The sequence below is a fragment of the Arenibacter hampyeongensis genome (assembly GCF_002909255.1).
Lineage (GTDB): Bacteria > Bacteroidota > Bacteroidia > Flavobacteriales > Flavobacteriaceae > Arenibacter > Arenibacter hampyeongensis.
On sequence record NZ_PIOB01000008.1, the window covers coordinates 156,398 to 174,872 of the forward strand.

Annotated in this window: 9 protein-coding genes; 3 read left to right on the plus strand and 6 right to left on the minus strand. The window is 40.0% G+C overall.

The genetic code is table 11. The features are described 5' to 3' along the window. Window positions 1-17: 17 nt before the first annotated feature. From CWD91_RS17810 to CWD91_RS17835, 6 genes are all read right to left on the minus strand, one after another. Window positions 18-2,636, minus strand: a complete 2,619-nt coding sequence (locus tag CWD91_RS17810; RefSeq protein WP_103442322.1) for an alkaline phosphatase D family protein — start codon at window positions 2,634-2,636, stop codon at window positions 18-20. Between the two features lie 134 nt (window positions 2,637-2,770). Further along, window positions 2,771-3,862 carry a DUF5007 domain-containing protein gene (locus CWD91_RS17815; protein WP_157943827.1) on the minus strand — a complete coding sequence of 364 codons (1,092 nt, stop codon included), beginning with the start codon at window positions 3,860-3,862 and terminating at the stop codon, window positions 2,771-2,773. A 22-nt stretch (window positions 3,863-3,884) separates the two neighbouring features. Further along, a complete protein-coding gene (locus CWD91_RS17820; protein WP_103442324.1) occupies window positions 3,885-4,529 on the minus strand; it encodes a fasciclin domain-containing protein in 645 nt (214 codons plus the stop codon). A gap of 30 nt (window positions 4,530-4,559) precedes the next feature. Continuing rightward, on the minus strand, window positions 4,560-6,104 hold the full coding sequence (locus CWD91_RS17825; protein ID WP_192877692.1) for a RagB/SusD family nutrient uptake outer membrane protein: 1,545 nt from the start codon (window positions 6,102-6,104) through the stop codon (window positions 4,560-4,562). A 10-nt stretch (window positions 6,105-6,114) separates the two neighbouring features. Next, complete coding sequence (locus CWD91_RS17830; protein WP_103442326.1) at window positions 6,115-9,306, minus strand: SusC/RagA family TonB-linked outer membrane protein; 3,192 nt, start codon at window positions 9,304-9,306, stop codon at window positions 6,115-6,117. 214 nt (window positions 9,307-9,520) lie between these two features. Next, entirely contained in the window at window positions 9,521-10,885 is a 1,365-nt protein-coding gene (locus CWD91_RS17835) for a Gfo/Idh/MocA family protein (protein WP_103442327.1), read from the minus strand. A gap of 226 nt (window positions 10,886-11,111) precedes the next feature. Between CWD91_RS17835 and CWD91_RS17845 the strand changes: the two genes are divergently transcribed. The 3 genes from CWD91_RS17845 to CWD91_RS17855 all read left to right on the plus strand — a co-directional run bounded on the left by CWD91_RS17845 (window position 11,112) and on the right by CWD91_RS17855 (window position 18,428). Beyond that, window positions 11,112-15,200 (plus strand): ATP-binding protein, encoded by a 4,089-nt coding sequence (locus CWD91_RS17845; RefSeq protein WP_192877693.1) that lies wholly within the window; start codon window positions 11,112-11,114, stop codon window positions 15,198-15,200. Window positions 15,201-15,245: 45 nt separating this feature from the next. After that, complete coding sequence (locus tag CWD91_RS17850; RefSeq protein WP_239985843.1) at window positions 15,246-16,643, plus strand: DUF3472 domain-containing protein; 1,398 nt, start codon at window positions 15,246-15,248, stop codon at window positions 16,641-16,643. Window positions 16,644-16,838: 195 nt separating this feature from the next. Beyond that, window positions 16,839-18,428 (plus strand): arylsulfatase, encoded by a 1,590-nt coding sequence (locus CWD91_RS17855; protein WP_103442330.1) that lies wholly within the window; start codon window positions 16,839-16,841, stop codon window positions 18,426-18,428. Window positions 18,429-18,475 lie beyond the last annotated feature (47 nt).

The window sequence follows — 18,475 nt, forward strand, 5'->3', positions numbered from 1 at the left end:
ACCCAAAGCGACATATATTACATAAGGTCAATTTCCAAAACCTTTTTATTTACCGTTCTTGCCCTGATATTTTTTAAGGTCTTACTTTTATTGTTTTCCACATCCTGGATTACAATGGTATATTTTCCTTGATAGAAGACTTTGGGGACAAAAGTGTTTGTTGCCAAGCGAATTGAATAAACTAGCTGGTCGTTTTGATCGAAAACCGAAATCACCGGCTTGAGTTTTTCTGCAACTTTTATTAAAGGTAACCAAGCCACTGCTTTACGACCATAATTGTCATCTTGTTTTATAGTGATAGGCCACCCTGGAAATTGTTCATCTTTACTGCTATTGGGGTCGGCATATCTAGGCCAACATGCTGTTGTTATGGTTCTTTCTTTTTTGTTGAAGGTTACTAAGCCATATCCTGTGGCCCTATTGTGAACTATAGCGGGCTCAATCCCCGTGTTGAAAGGATTGCCTACGGCATGGACAGATATTTTATTCCCAAATCCGTCCTCATGATTACCCACATAGGCGGGATTTTCATAGGTGTGTTCATCACTATTAACTTCCGGCCAGAATCTACGTGGCCAAATATTGTTCAACGCCGGCCCAGCAAAAGCGTAACCACTGTCGCCATGTTGATCGATCCCGTATTGGATAAAACTTCCCAAATGCTGATCGCCCGCAATATGAAAAGCAAAACATTTTCGAATGGCATTTACTGCCTTGTCCCTTTCATTGGCAGGCCAACCATTGGAGTCCATATCTACGGTGGGGACATCTCCCAATACATATTCCCCTTTTTTGGGAATAGGCAAGGAGGGAACCACATCATCATTGAGGGCAGTATTAGGCAAGGTCGCCACGGTGGCAAAATTGGTTTGGGAAAGAACCACTTTCATCTCTACACCATTGTTCCAATCTTGGGTCCAATGATCAATAAATTGATGTTGTCTTTTTCCCAAAAGTACAGCGTCTAGATCTCGGTGTTGTTTTATATCAAATTCTTGGTTTTGTATCCATCCATTTCTGACCTGGGCATCAGGAGGCAAAACATGCTTGGGGGCCGATTTAAACTTTCTGTCCTCCAAAATGGCAAAACTAATTCCGCCGTAGTTCCAAGTCGTATAATAAACGCCGATATTCTGTTGTACGGGGGTTGGGTCGTAGGGGTCCGGTAAATGGCTGGTCTGTGTAAACTGGACCATGTTCACCCATTCTGCGGGCATTTTATATCCACCTGAATCCTGTGCCAACATTCCATGTCCTTCACTGGTATCGGCCTTTTTTCCACTCTCTCCCCATACATTTCCGTGATACACATCGTGATCATCGGGGATAATGGCGCAGGGTTTGTGCCTAAACAATTCCCGGTAAGACCAACCGAACATCATCCATTTTCGTAGGTAATCCAAGCATAGGTCGTCCAATTCTGCGTTACGCTCGGCACCAAACCCCCCGGTGGCTTCGTAAAATTGGTCTCCCAGAAAAAGAATAATATCTGGGTCTAATTTGGAAACATTTTCATGAACGTCGTTGTCTGGAAAACCATAGTGGAAATTACAGCTAAAAACAGCAGCTGAAACTGCATCCTTATCCATTGGTTCTTGGGCTATGGTCCCTTCATAAGTGTATTGGTGGGTTTCATTTTTTAATGGAATTTCGACCAAAATGCGATACGGAATATCCGTGTTGGCAGTCCAGTTATCCACTACTAAGTTCACAGCTCTTCCAATATGCTCCAATTTTGTGTTTATTCTGGTTTTCCAAATTCCCTGTTCTTTGAATTGAAGCATTACGGAGTGCCCCTTAATCTCTTCTAAGGGAGCCAATTGTGCGGTTAGTTTCAGCTTGTTGTTGTGGAGGGTGTACTGTGCAAAGCAAATTGGACCGTATAATTGGTCTTTGTTAGAAACAAGTTGGTCAGAAGATATACTCCAATGGGAAAATCCCACTGAGGGCTGGGATTGGATGTTTTTTTTCGTTTTTAAATCAGCGAGCAAGGCAAAATTGCCTTCAACACTTGTACCTTCTACTGCTATGTTTTCTTGGGCATGTATTAGTTGATCCGTTATGGGATCCAGTATCAGAACCTTTAATAGGTAATTGGTTTCATAAGGCCTTAACGCTGCCACCAATTTGTATTTATCCGGTATTTGATTAAGGTTAGTTTCGAAGGTTTGATCTCCAACCAGCAGCTTACCATTTGGGTTAAGCCCTATATCCAGCCCTTTGCCAAAAACGGCGGCGGATCTGTAATCTTCAAAGGGACCCTTACACCCTAGTCGTATACCCAAACAACCTTCATCTCCCGGTAATTTTTTTTTATTCAGTAAGCTTATTTCTACACTGGCTGTCAGTGGCGATAAATCATTCGTTTTTTGAACAGTTAGAAGTTGCAGGTTTCTATTTTCAGCCGAAATATTACAAATAACCATTCCATCCTTGAGTCTCCAATCCTGCAACCTATTTCCCCAATATTCCGGACCCACCCATTTCATATTTGGCCAGTTGTGCCAATTGCTTTTAAATTGTATTTCTTCCAGCTGTTTTTCTTGGCCCACCATTCCTAATGGGAACGCCGAAGCGGAAAAACTGGGCAACAAGCTTCCTAGGGCAATGGTCTTGATATATTTTCGTCTGTTCATGCTTTTTTATTTAATTGGGGTAAGTGTATTATCTCGGCATCCAAGTCTAAAAATAGATAAAAAAAATGGTTTGTATTGGGAACCAAAGTAGCACCAAAACAAACCATTTATTAACGGTATTTTACAAGTTTACCTTATTCCTTAATTTTAGTATATGGAATTTTCATTTTTATCTCCCAGGTACCTGAATCGTTTATCTTAATTCCCCATCGGATATAGGCTCTATTCATTATCTCTCCAGTATCTGGGTCCAAATATGGTGTCCAGTCCTTGGGTCCGTTATCCGCTTCAAAGGCTTCGGTGTCCACAGTAAAGGCATCATCTGTGGTCAGGTAATACATTAAATAGGAGTTGGTTCCCGTTGCATAGGTTCTTCCATACTGCGGAAACGGTGGTGCAGGTAATGAGAATGTGGAACCAGTGGCATCTATCTCCGTATCTATGGAATTATCATGATAGTTTTGCAGATAAGTTGACCCCGAAGGATAGAAAACGACCTTTTCTGGATTTAATGGTTTGTCATAGCTATCTGCAATGATCATTTTAACCTTTACCCCCAATGCAGGTTCCTCGCTAACTTTAGTGACAGTGATGTAGGGATGGGTGCCATCCAAAACACTGGGTACGCCATTATCAAAATCGTTCATAATGGTGGACGTATAGGCAATATCATAAGCTCCACCACCTTTTCCCAATTGCAGTCTTGAACGCATTTCCGTTGGGAATTCTACAGGTTGAAAATCTTGGAGTTTTACAATTACAAAGTCATCCAGTTGACGTTCACCCCTCACGTTGGTGGCCTTCACGTTTACCTTGAATATATCATTGTTGGTCACGAACTTACTGGCTTGGGTGAAAGCCAACTCCCCACTTACCTCATTGATGAGTATGGTAGGAAAATCTCCTAGTTCCAACTTTTCTTCCACCAATGCCAAGGTGGTATCGGTTTCTGCATTAAAAGCAGCTTTCCAAGTTAGTAGCTCGTATTCATCGAAAAGGTCATTGGTAGAATTTCCTTGAGCATCTGTGATTCCTGTAATTTTCCATTTCAAAGGATAGGTAGATCCTTCTATGGCCGGAGCAGCACCAATTTTAAATACACCACGTGGCACTGCAATAGTGTCCTCCAAGGCATGGATGTTGTCACTGATATAGCCCACTTCCGGCGGCTGACAAGATGCTACCATTATGATAATGATCAGTATGGAATAAAATATATTTTTCATCTGGTTTTTTTTATGGTTTTTATTAGTCCCTTTCGTAATTGAATAGTGTGTGGTTTCCCTGTAGGACATGAATAACTCCGTTGGTAGAGATTAGATTGGATGTTTTTACCACAACTTTGTCGTCATCGTCTATATTATCCCATTCATCCCAATCAGCACCTTGTTTAAATGTGAAGTACACATATTCAGGTTTGGAGTCCAACTCCCCATTGTATTGATCTGTTGGTTCCAAGGAAATTCTTCTATCTTCACCATTCTCGGCAGTATAGATTTTCCCTTGGTCCTTAGTCATGTTTTCCCTTCTAATTTTACCGGAAAAAATGTAACCTCCCATATACTTTGTAAGGGTATCCGTAGGAATATCGTTTACAGTATATTCGGCCAAAGGGTCTATTTCCCTCATATCGGCAAGTACAGCGTTCACATAATTCTTTATTGAAAGATTATTGGGAGCAAAGATGGTGTTGTTTCCATTCACTAAATCTGCCATTCCGGCTTTTTCAATTAAAATTGCCAAAGTGTCCAATTGACTGTGTGATTTAAAAAACTCCATGGTTGTAGTTCCTACTTCGGGACTACTGATGCCACCATCAACGAGGTAGTTTCCATCCTTATCACAGGAGTAAAGAACTACGACGGCAGTTAGTATGATTATTATTTTTTTCATCGTTATTGTTTTTTTGTTCTTAAAATTAGCCTACAATTTACCTCTCCAATATTCTGTTTGAAGAATGGAAGGATTCCTCGAGATAACAGATGGATGAACGGGCCAGAAATATCCCTTTTTGGCATTTCTTGCTTGATTTACCCATGGAACACCGTCATAAAAATCCATCCTAATTCTGTCATAACCTGATTGCGCCTCACCAACAAATTCTATTGCGCGTTCATCAAAAATGGCTTTCATTAGGGATTCACGATCTGTTCCTCCAGTGTAATCAGGAACATTGGCCTTACTTCTTATGGTATTTAGATCTGAAATAGCAGGACCTGAAACCCCTTTACGAGCATTGGCCTCTGCTCTTAATAAGTACATATCTGCCAATCTAAAAATTAGAATATTGGATTCTGAAAATTGTGCATATGCATCTTCGGAAGCAGGATCTTGTTCAGAATGTGAATATTTCTGAAGATATGAGTAGTCTGAATTTGTCCCATACTCATAAAAGAAAAGATCTTTACGTACGTCGTTTGCCCTATCCACATCTGTAGCCATCATCTCATTACCATAGAAATCTGGATCCATATAAGGGCTAATTCCATTGTTCACACTTTGCCAAACGGGATAATTCAAGGTAAGTCCAGTATGATTATCATCATATTGTAGTAACCTAAAGGATTCGTTCATTTCAGCGCTGATATTAATTTCGAATAAACCAGTCTTGGATTGACCAATGCACATTTCATCAAAGCCACCCTTTCCTTCATTTACGTAATCTATTAAACTAGCACCGCCTTTGTTGATAACCGCTGTAGTGGCGTCAATGGTTTGCTGTATCATCTCTGCATTATCGTTATCCCTACTTGCATACCACAGGGTAATATGGGCTTTTAAAGCTTCTGCACTTGCCTTGTTGGCAGTTATAGCCCAATTTGAAGCACCAGGAGTTGAGTACTGTAGTAATCCAATGGATTTGTTAACAGCTTCAAGCGCATAATCCAAAACTTCCAATTCGTTTACCCTTGGAGTCTCAACGATATATCCATCTTCACTAATAAGTTGATCCGAGCTTTCAATGGATTGCTCCACGACAGGTACATCTCCCCAAATACGGGCCATGTAGAAATAGGTAAGTGATCTAATGAACGCTGCCTCTCCTAAAATCCTGTCCTTTTCAGTCTTGGAATCGAACATTTCCACAGGCATTTCATTTACATACTGTTCTATGGTATAGGCCCAGTTAGCTGCCCTGTAGAAGTTCTTCCAGTTTATGGAGGCATCTCTGTATGCCAAAACGTAATTACCGCTACCCTCAATATAGTTTACGATCCAGTTACGACTGTTCATAAAGGTCATCCCGGTCCATTCCCCCCAGTAAAGGAAATTGGATTGGGTCATAATGGCTTCCTTAAAAAGTCCGTAAGCTCCTGCCACGGCTTGCTCCGCATTGGCCTGGCTATCCCAAAATACATCGGGATGGGTAATGCTAATCGGCTCTTGGTCCAGCAAATCTGTACAACTCACAGCGCCCAGTAGGCACAAGACCATGATATATAATTTAAAACTCTTCATTTGTTTCATAGTTTTATTATTAAAATTTTGTGTCGATTCCAATAGTAATTGTTCTAGCCTGTGGATATCCATTTCCGTAAGTATGTCCTTTGGCATCTACCATGGAAGCGTCTACAACTTTTTTAGATCGTTGCCATTGGTAAGGGTTTAACATTGCTCCGTAGATTCTTAAACGGGATAGCCCAATGTTCTTCATGAAGTTATCGTTCTGATCAAAAGTGTATCCAATTGAAGCATTGTTAACTTTCCAGTAATCACCACTTTCAATCCAAAGGGTCTGGCTGTCTCTAAAGCCATAGAATGCACCAAGAGTTGGGCTTTGTGGATAAAGCGCAGGGAAATCAACTCCTGCAGCACCATCTCCCGGTTGTTGCCAGAAGGTATATTCACTTAGGTCGGCAAGTCCTCTTCTAGCCCAGTTGTCACCACCTCTATCGTAGCTATCCATATAACTGTTCAGTACAGTATTTTTTATATCGGCACCAAACGAGAATTGACTGTAGGCCTGAAAGTACCATTTCTTGTATTGCAGGTTAATATTGAATGAGCCTGTTATGTCGGGAATAGGAGAGTAGTCCGTGGTCAATTTAAGGTCATGCTCTTCATTAAGTAAATAATCCCCGTTCAGATCCTGCCAAATTGGAAAACCAGGTCTGATATTGGCCCAAGCGGATTTTCCTTTTAAAGGCTCACCAGTAAACGGGTTTACAGGTAACTGATCAAGGTCATCAATGATATAATCATTAATAAACATTTTATAGAGGTTTATAGGGCGTCCCACAACATAACCGTAGTCCCCTCCAATATAATCCTGGTTGCCATTGGGCAATTTGGAAATGTAATTTTTGTTTTGAGCAAAACCGACGGATAATTCCAATCTCAGGTCATTGGTTCGTGGGAAAACATGGTAACGAACCATGGACTCCCAACCATAGTTTAGGACCCCCGCTACGTTTGTAGGAGCCGAGTTGTACCCCGAATAGGCAGGGAAGGCAACGTCAAAAAAGAGTTTGTCGGTACTTTTATTATAGGCGTCAAACGCCAGACTTACCCTTCTATTGAACATATCCAGGTCAAAACCAATATTCCATTGTTTTGTTTCTTCCCAAGAAAGTGACGCATTGCCAATTTGGTCATAATTTGGAATTACCCCAGTTATACCTCCATAACTGGAAACACCCATTTGGTTTGCCCAATGTACATTACCACCGTAACCTAGATTGTATTTTCCAAATCGCAGGTAATTTTCTGGAAATTGCTTTCCGTTGATACCCCAGCTTCCTCTAACCTTTAAATAATCTATAAAACTGGAAATATGAGGTTTAAGAAAAGGTTCATCGGAAATAACCCAACCCGCATTAAAGGATGGGAATTTTGCCCAACGTACGTCTTTACCAAACCTGGAAGAACCATCGATACTGAAGTTTCCACCCACCATATAACGATTCTTGAATTTATAACTTACACGACCAAAATAAGATACCAAGGCATTGGCACTAATATCTGTATATCCCCCTATTTGATCCTGGGTATATCTATTGTTGATCGTTTGTATGGCATCGCTACCAAAACCAAAGGCAGTCAGGGCCATATCCTCGTATTTGTTGTAATCTATCCTATTCCCTAATACCCCCGTGACTTCATGGTCATTATTGGCACCAATGTTTTTAAATAGACTTAAATAGGTCTCAGCGGTCAAATTCTTACGATTATATAACGCATAGCTGGCAAAACCATCTCTTTCTGTCCGAATAGTAGAAGGCTCATAGAAGTTCTTTTTATTACTATCGTAAACAAAACTTAGTTGGGAATTTAGGCTTAGCCCTTTCAACAGATCATAGGTGGCAAAGTTGGAAATAGTGAAGTTTACCGTCTTATCCTCGTTCAACTTGCCTTCCAGTTCTCCGCTTAAGGACTGTCTTCTTTCATCGGTAAGATAGAATAGAGAAGATTGAAGTCCTGCCGGATCTACAGGTAAAGAGGAGTTAAGGTTAAAACTCCCTTGATAAGGATTTCCCTGGCCTGTTTGAAGGTCGGTATGGGTAAATCTGGTAATTAATTGATTCCTAAATTTTTCTCCAGCCGTGAAATTAAGATTGGAGGAAAAAGTAACCCTATCAACCCCGGTTCCTTTTATGACACCTTCCTGGTTGTCATATCCCAAGGACATTCTGTAGTTGGTTTTTTCACTACCACCTCTAACACTAAAGTCATACTGTTGGTCAATACCTGTCTTGTAAAACAAGCCTTGATAATCCACATTATTGTTAAAGGAAGGATTTAGACTATCGGACAAGACCATTGGAGTTTGTCCGTTTTGCAATTCGTCTGTATGCCACCATCTTTGGATCATTTCCATTTTGGTACTGCGTTCAGCTCCTCCTACCAAGATGGGCACCAAGTTTGGTTTTGGCTGTAATCCTAGACTAGTGGAAAAAGAGAATTCCGGTTTGTCCAGAGCCGCGCCTTTTTTTGTTTCAATTATTATAACTCCATTCGCTCCCCTGGATCCGTAAATAGCTGCGGCCGAAGCATCTTTTAATACATCTATACTGGCAATGTCATTGGGGTTAAGTGAGGCCAAGAAATCTACATTGGACACCCCGTAACCAGCCAAATCCTCAAGACTTGTCTGTACCCCATCAATAACGTATAAGGGGCTACTGTAGGCCAGATCAGCATCAATATCTCCACCTATACTGGTATTACCACGAATAATAAGGGCTCCTCTGCCTGCGGGTGCACCGGTCATATTTACACTTTGGATACCAGTTGCCTGGGTAGCGATCAATCCCGCTACGTTCATGACCGGAATCCCCTCAATATCATCGCTCTTAATACTGGAAACAGCACTGGTAACATCTCTTTTAAATACCTTTTGGTAACCAATTAGGACTACATCGTCCAATTGGGTAGCATCAGGTGCCAAAGTGATATTGACCTGTGTTTGGTTTCCAACGAGGATTTCCTGTGGTTTAAAGCCCAGATAGGAAACTGCTAAAATAGATTCCGGGCCCTTAATGTCTATGTAAAAGTTACCATCAAAATCGGATTGCGTACCTGTAGTGGTTCCTTTTACTACCACGGAAGCACCGGGTAATGGAACTCCATTGTCGTCGAAAACGGTTCCTTGGACCGTTATATTTTGAGCCTGTGCCAAGTGCACTATGCTCAAAATTAGAGTTAATAAACAAATAAGTGGTTTTTTCATTGATCTAGTTTAAATTAGTACTCGGTTGATGTTAAAATTTGAAATATTCTTGTCGTTTTAATAATGTTTAAATGCTTTTGTTCCTATTATTTCAAGGTTAAAATTGGAGAGGAGCTGGTTACTTTTTTAACCCATTCCATTTGCATGGAATGGGCTTTCAAAACAACTTACTCAAACAACTCAAAATGTCTTCATCTTACTTTTAGGTTAGTATTTAATACGTATCCTTAATCCAGTTATATGGCTTTCTCTTGATCCAGGTGCCTCTGGTGAAATCTGGGAAATCCTGTGGTTCTCCATTATTTTCAATGGAAAGTTCGGAAAGTGGCGTGACCGCGCTCCAGGCGGCGGCATCATAGGCATCCATTGGGGGGGCTATATTTTCTTTGGCAGATTCTATAAAGGCGTTTATAACATAGAAATCTATTCCACCATGGCCTGCTTCCGTGGCGCTACTGCCAAATTTTTTCCATAAGGGATGATCGTATTTTTCCAACCAGGTATCCATATTTTCCCATCCATGCCCTTCAGTAGTACCTTCGATATGGATTCGTTGGGTATGGTAGTCAAAATCGGTCAGCCCCTGTGCTCCCTGAACTTTAAATCCTAAGGAATAGGGGTGGGGGTTATTTACATTGTGGGTAACAATGATAGTTTCCCCGTTGGAAGTTTCTATAGTAGATGTAATGATATCTCCCTGTTTAAACTTTAATTTGGCATTGGGGTGATTTTCACCAGCGGTATCTACGATATACTTATGCAATCCAACACCTTTTGTAGCATGTGATGAAAGTGACAGAAAACGATTTCCTCGGTTGATATCTGCCATAACGGCTATTGGTCCCAAACCATGGGTTGGATAGACATCGGCATTTCTTAATAAAGAGTGCTGGGTCCTCCAAGCCGATTCGGAAATTCCCTTGGCTCCAAATTCGGCTCCTTTTCCATAAGCGGTTTTTCCGTCGTTAAATTTTACACCCCGTAAATCGTGCTGATAACCGCATCTAAAATGTAATAGTTCACCAAAAACATTCTGTTTTACCATGTTCAATACGGCAAGTACATCGCGTCTATAGTTTACATTTTCCAATATCATAAGATGGGAACCAGTTTCTTCATGGGTATTTACAAGATCCCAACATTCCTCCAAAGTGTTGGCTGCCGATACCTCAAGGCCGGTATATTTACCCGCCTTCATAGAAGCAACCGCCATTTTGGTATGCCATAGCCAAGGGGTGGCAATAACTACGGCCTCTACATCCGGAAGTGCCAATAGATTTTTATAATCGTGTTCATTCTCCCCAAAAGCCTTCGCTTTTTTTCCACCAGCTTTTAGTATATGGTCTTGGGCAATGTCAATACGGTTTGGGTCTATATCACAAATGGCAGTAATAATAACATCATTTCTCCTTAAAAGATTGTCAAGGTGGTTTGTACCTCTTAGTCCAACACCAATTACACCAACTCTTAATTTTTGAGGGTCTTTAGTTAAATTAGTCGCCAATCCTAGGTTGGGCAATAGTGCGATACCGGCACCGGTGAGGGCTGTTTTTTTAATAAAATCTCTTCTGTGGTTCATGTTAACTTAATATTATGTTTCAATAGGTATTGTCCGCAAATATTAAAATAGTGTTAAATATAAAAGTGTAATTTTTTTGCTTTGTAGGGGTAAAATTTTGGATTTCTCTGCCATTTGTAATTTTTTTCCACCTTTTTGAAGAAAATACCTCCTTTTGGTTGTAGTGAATAATAGGTACATTTGTTTGGAAGAAAAATGAAGGGTTTTGCCCATTGAAATGCATTTGTTGAAAAAGGAATTTAATTGGAACAAAATATTTGGCACACTTGTGTTAGGGCTGTTTTTTGGTTCTTTTTTGTTTGGTCAACATTCAACCAATTTTATCCACCTTCCCTTTAAATTGGATAACCATAATGTTAAGGTTACCCACTCCGTACAGGACAGCCTTGGTTTTGTATGGTTGGCACACGCCGAAGGGATTTCAAAATACGACGGGTATAATTACGAATTCACACCTAAGGAATTAATTTTTAAAGATGATACAACTTCGGATGAGGTAAAGAAGATCTTTAGGGATGCCAATGGGGTTATTTGGGCATTATCTATGAACGGACAAATTTCCTATTTGCAGAAAAACGGGAGGTTTTTGTCCATTGATAATTCCATAAAGGATTTTCAGAAAGATCACAAGGTCAATATAATACATGAGGACAATGGTTTGATTTGGTTGGCCACAAATAAGGGGTCTATTTTTTCCTACGACCACAGCCATGGTGTTGCTGATAGTATTACTACCATACCGCCTAATTCCATAGGACTAAACGAAGTTAATTCTTTGGTAGTTAGAAAATCCGATCAGCTCATTGTAAGTACTTATAAGGGCCCACACTATATTTTTTATTTGGAAACAAAACGCCTGGAGACATTGCAGGTGCCCTACGATTATACATTGGCGGACAATAATCTCCTGCTTTTGGACAAAAAAAATAGACTATGGATTGGTTCATCTTATGCAGGCCATGGACTAATGGTTTATGATTTTAGTAAAGAATCCTTTATTCAGGATGAGATTATACAAGAACAATGGAGGGGGCAATTAAGCGAATTGTTCACTTCGATGTATTGTGATGTAAATGGAGTAGTATGGTTGGGAACTGATGGAAACGGACTTTACCGCCTGGACCCGGAAACCGGTGATTTGGGAATTTATAAACACAATGATTTAAATGGGTTTTCATTGAGCACCAATACTGTAATAGGAATAAATGAAGACTTAAAGAACAATTTATGGGTCCTCACAAATTATGGGGATATTAACATTTTAAGGAATAGGAATAGTCAGATACATTATCATTCCGGTTCAGTGCAGGGCAGGCCTGCTAGAGTGTTGTCTTCTTTTAAGGCGAAAGGTGGTACTCTATGGATAGGGACCGATGGGGACGGAATAACCAAGGTCTCTGCCAATGGTGAGGAAGAGCAATTTTTTAATAATACGCCGGAAAGCAAAGGATTTTATATCCACTCCATTAATGAGGATAGGGACAGCAATGTATGGGTAGCGACTTATAAGAACGGACTATGGAAGTACAATGCGCTGAGCCATAAATTTTCTAAAGTTCCCCTAAGGAATTCCAAAAATAACATGGTGATGGATGTCCGATTTATTTTTAGGGATTCGCAGCATAGATTATGGGTCACAACCGACTTGGGGATATATTTATTTTCGGAACGAAACACTTTATTGGCGCATTTTGAAAATGATAATGCAGGCTTATTGGGTGGAATTTCCCAGTCTGTTGTTGAGGATTCCACTGGGACAGTGTGGCTCGCGTATAATGGGGGTGGGTTATTTAGGTTTAATGAAAATGTTGAGAATTTATTAAAGTCAAATTTCACGAGGTATCTACATGTCGACAGCCAACTTATCTCGAATAAAAATTATCACATCTGGTCTATGGCCGCAAGTGGGGAGGAGGTTTTATGGCTGGTTTTGGTAAATGGTGATTTAATTAAATTTAGTATTTCCGATCGGGAATTTGAATCCATAAAAATAAAAGGAACTTATGAAAATACCACTTTTAGGTCCGTGCTATTGGAAAATAAGGATAATTTATGGCTGGGTTCAACCAATGGTATTTGGCATTTAAATGTAAAGGATTCAATATCAAGGGTTTTTCAAAAAAGTGACGGATTACAAGATGATTCCTTTATGCAAAGAAGTGCCCATTACGGGCCGGATGGAAATTTTTATTTTGGGGGTTTAAATGGGGTTAATTACTTTAAACCCAATCAGATAAAAAAGGAAGAATCAGTAGCAAAATTGTTTATTGAGGATATAGACATTTTAAATCAACCTTCTATTTCGGTTATTCCGGAACAAATTAAGGATGGGGTAGAAAGAATAGAGGAATTGAAACTGGATCATGACCAATCCTCATTTTTCTTTCGATTTTTAGCTATAGACAATGTGCTTTTTTCCAATTACAACTATGCATATCGGCTTAGAGGATTTAATGATAATTGGATTCTCTCAGAAAAGGAACGTTTGGCGACATATACAAATATACCTCCGGGGAGATATATTTTCGAAGTTAAGGCCAGTTCAGGGAATGGGGAATGGGATATTGAACAAAAATCCGTTGCCATTACCATTCTACAGCCATTTTGGAAATCTTCATTGGCTCAAGGTTTTTATGCCTTATTGTTCATTGGCCTGCTATACGGTATCGTGATTTGGATAAGGCTTAGAAACAGGGTAATTGCCGATGAGTTGGAGCATAAGCATGAACGGGAATTATATGCCTTAAAAATGAACTTTTTTGCAAAAATGTCCCATGAGATCCAAACACCTTTGACCCTAATTCTTATTCCGTTGGAAAATATGCTGGACAGGGCCATAAAAAGTGGCAATGTACTTTTGCAGCAAAGGCTTCGTTTAATTTCTAATAATGCCAATAGGTTATCAAGAATCGTCTTTGAATTGACATCGTTGCGTGATAAGGAATTGGAGAAACTGGTATTACGTGCTTCAGATCACAATATTATAACCGATTTAAAGGAAATAACGAATTCTTTTGAAGAACAGGCAACTTTTAAGGGGATCAATTTTAAATGTAGCTACCCCAATGAGGAGCTTAAAATGTGGTACGACAAAGAAAAAATGGAACATGTTTTCTTTAATCTGTTGTCCAATGCATTCAAATTTACGCCTAAGGGAGGGGCAATAACTTTGGATGTTATAGTGGAGGATTGGGAAAGAAACGTAAAGATATCCGTAACCGATTCGGGTCCGGGAATCCCAAAGGAGGAGTTGGAGAATATTTTTCAATTGTTTTATCAGGCCGATTCGGGTAAACAGAAAGTAGGTACGGGAATAGGCTTGGCACTTACCAAAGAACTGGTCGACTTACACAACGGTACAATCGATGTAAAATCGGATCCTGTAAAAGGTACCTGTTTTAGTGTGAGTTTTCCAATAGATGGAAATAGGACTGATAGTTTGCCAGGGGAATTATTGGTTGAGAATACTTTAATTGACATAGAAGATATTGACCATGATTTGAAGGGGAAAACCGATGGGAAATGGTATCCCAAATTGGCCAAAACTATCTTAGTGGTAGAGGATAACTATGAACTACAAATATCCCTGAAGGATATTTTTGGTGACTACTATAATGTTCTCTTGGCTGAAAATGGGGAAGAGGGCTATGCCTTGGCACTTGAGCATAACCCAGATTTGATCATTAGTGATATTATGATGCCAAAAATGGACGGTATTGAAATGAGTGGTATGCTTCAAAAAAATGAACTCACTACCCATATCCCCATTATTTTACTTACCGCCAAAAAAACATCGAAAAACAAATTATTGGGCTTACGAACGGGTGCCCTTGAATATATTAGTAAGCCATTCAATATAAACGAGCTCGTCTTAAAGGTAAATAATATAATTACCCGTAGCGATCGGATTATATTAAAGTATAAGAACGATTTAATAACCACTCCCAAAAGTGGGTCAAATAGGTCCCAGGACGAAGTTTTCCTAGAAAAATTGGTAGGTCTAGTTGAGAATCAATTGAGTAATCCCGATTTTAAGTTGGAGGATCTGTCGCAAGATCTAAATATGAGCTATTCAGCCATTTATAGAAAATTTCAGGCCTTGACAGGAAAGAAAATAGTCGACTTTGTAAGAACTATGAGGCTGAAAAAGGCCGCTATTTTGATCGCCGACTGTAATTATTCAGTATCCGAGGCAGCATTTTTGGTGGGCTTCAACGACCCTAAATATTTTTCAAAATGTTTTAAAAAGGAATTTGGCAAAAATCCTAGAAAATTAAAGGGGAGGGTAGATAGTATTGAAGTATCGGATTTATAGAGATTGGATTTAGGGATATAATAATTGTAACAACGATAACAAAAAATGAAGGGAAAAACGCATATTGGAACCATGATTATAAATAGATCGATCAAGATTGCTACAGCAATTTATATTGGATACAAAAACAGTATTGGAATTATCTTGCTGCTTTGTGTATTGTCATGTACCACCTTGTCCAAACAAGATGTTCCAGAAGAAAATATTAAGGAAAAACTAAATTTTACGGAAGCAATAAATCCTGGTGGCAATAGTTGGGTAGTAAATCAGGTGGAGGATAACAAAAACCTTATTTCCGATAAGGGGATAAGCAATTGGAATGACGGGAATACCACCATTCGAACCTATTTTAAGACCGATCAAACTGGTTCGTTGAATGTTGGTTTAAAACTTAGTGTGTCCACTGGAAACTCTAAACTTAAAGTCTCACTGGATGGCACGGTTAAAGAGATTGAAGTATCCAATGGAGATGATCAAATAGTGGAGGTTGGAACCTTTATGATTAGCAAACCGGGGTACCACTTCTTGGAACTGCAGGGTTCGGAAAAAACAGGAAGTACTTTTGCGGAAGTTAAAGAGGTGCTTATTGGTGGGCAAGCTGCAAATGGTAACCTTACCTACGTAAAGGAGGATTTTTATTGGGGAAGAAGGGGACCATCTGTCCATTTGTCCTATACCACTCCGGCCGCCACGGAAATTCTGTGGTTTTACAATGAAATAAGGGTACCCGAAAAGGAGGACGTCATAGGATCCTATTTTATGGCCAATGGTTTTGGTGAAGGCTATTTTGGAATGCAAGTAAATTCGGAAACTGAAAGGAGAATCCTTTTTTCCGTGTGGAGTCCGTTCGAAACCCAAGACCCTAAAAGTATCCCGGACGATTATAAAATAATTATGTTGGGTAAGGGAGAAGGAGTAACTACGGGAGAATTTGGGAATGAAGGTTCTGGTGGTCAAAGTTATAAAGTGTTCAACTGGAAGGCGGGAAATGCATATAAGTTTTTATTAAAAGGGGAGCCTTCGGTAAATAATTCAACGGATTATACGGCGTATTTCTTTGACCCAGAAACAGGAAAATGGAATTTAATTGCCAGTTTTAGAAGGCCGCATACCAGTACCTACTTAACCAGACCACATTCTTTTCTGGAGAATTTCCGGACCGAAGTGGGCCATATATCCAGAATGGGAGAATATACCAATCAATGGATCTACGATACCAAGGGCAATTGGCACGAACTTACCAATGCTAAATTCACGGCGGACGCCACGGCAAGAAAGGGATCAAGGGAAGATTATGCAGGGGGCGCCATTGGGAACAAATTTTTCATGAAGAACTGCGGTTTTTTTGATGAAAAAACTTTAATGGACACCTTCCATGAAAGGAAGGCCAACGGGATAGCACCGGAAATCGATTTTTCATTATTGGAAAAACCAATACAATAGAATTTTATCAATTTGAAATTGTGTTAGTTTGAAAATTGGTATATGAGCATAAAGAATGGAACTGGGTAATTTGACGTTAAAACAATATTGCTTGCTTAGGAACCATTAGCCCTAAAAAAGAGAAAATAAAATAGAATCAAGACATTAGTTATTATATAAAGAAGGCACCTTGCCACAAATCAGAAAAGAATTGTTATGAATAAATTAATTGCTCTAATTTTAATTCCATTCACCTTATTGTCCTGTAAGGATGAAGATAAAAAAGAGTCCAGTATACCTGCGGCACCAAAACCAAACATCATCTACATTTTGGCCGATGACTTGGGATATGCGGAATTGGGTGCCTATGGCCAGGAAAAAATAGAAACTCCTAATATTGATGCCTTGGCTAAGGAAGGCATGTTATTTACTCAGCATTATACCAGTGCCCCTGTTTGTGCGCCTGCACGTTATATGTTGCTTACCGGGACACATTCTGGACATGCCTATATTCGAGGTAATGAAGAATGGGGAGAACGTGGTGAGGTATGGAATTACAAGGCAATGGCCAAAGACTCTGTCTTGGAAGGACAACGACCTATGCCAGATAGCACTGTTACAATTGCTAAAAAACTGAAAGGGGTGGGATATAGCACCGCCATATTTGGAAAATGGGGACTTGGGGCGCCTCATACCCAATCCATTCCAACAAAAATGGGCTTTGATTACTTTTTTGGATATAATTGCCAGCGACAGGCGCACACCTATTATCCTTTGCATTTGTACAAAAATGAAAACAGGGTACACTTAAATAATGATACTATTGCGCCCAACACTAAATTGGCCAAAGGAGCGGATATTAACGATCCAACTAGTTATGCCCTCTTTACCTTGAACGATTATGCCCCCGATCTTATGTTCGAGGAATTGGAAGGGTTTGTGGATAGGAACAAGGAAAATCCATTTTTTATTTATTGGGCTACTCCAATTCCCCATGCAGCTATCCAAGCTCCTCAAAAATGGGTGGATTATTATAAGAATAAGTTTGGGGATGAAGAACCCTATTTGGGTGAAAGAGGTTATTTTCCGCACCAAAACCCCCGTGCCGGTTACGCTGCCATGGTTTCTTATTTGGATGAAAACGTAGGTAAACTAGTGGCGAAGTTGAAAGCAGACGGTCTATATGAGAACACCTTGATTATTTTTACCTCGGACAATGGCCCCACTTTCAATGGAGGGACCGACTCACCATGGTTTAATAGTGCCAAACCTTTTAGGAGCGAGCTGGGTCGAGGAAAGGGATTTGTCTACGAAGGCGGAATTCGGGTGCCCATGATAGCTTCATGGCCCGAACATATAAAGCCCGGAACTACAACCGATCATATTTCCGCACACTATGATGTTATGGCCACTTTGGCTGATGTAGCAGGTTATGAAAAGCCAAGTTATACGGATGGAGTAAGTTTCCTACCTACCCTGCTTTCTAAGGAGGATCAAAAAGAGCACGACTTCCTGTATTGGGAGTTTCCAGAATATGGAGGGCAATTGGCCATCCGCATGGGTGATTGGAAAGTGGTGAAATCCCACCTGAAGGACAAAAAAAATGAACCAAAACTGGAACTGTTCAACCTTAAGACGGATATAAAAGAAACTACAAACGTTGCTGATCAATATCCCGAGATACTGGAAAGGGCTGCTAGAATATTGGAAAGTCAGCATACGGAACCCACTATAGAAAAGTTTAGGATTCCGGCCCTTAGTGATGGTCTATTTTCAAATGGGGCCAATAATCAACCTATTAAATAGTGGCAGGAAGGTATCACTTCAGTACTACTGGAAATATTAAATTATCT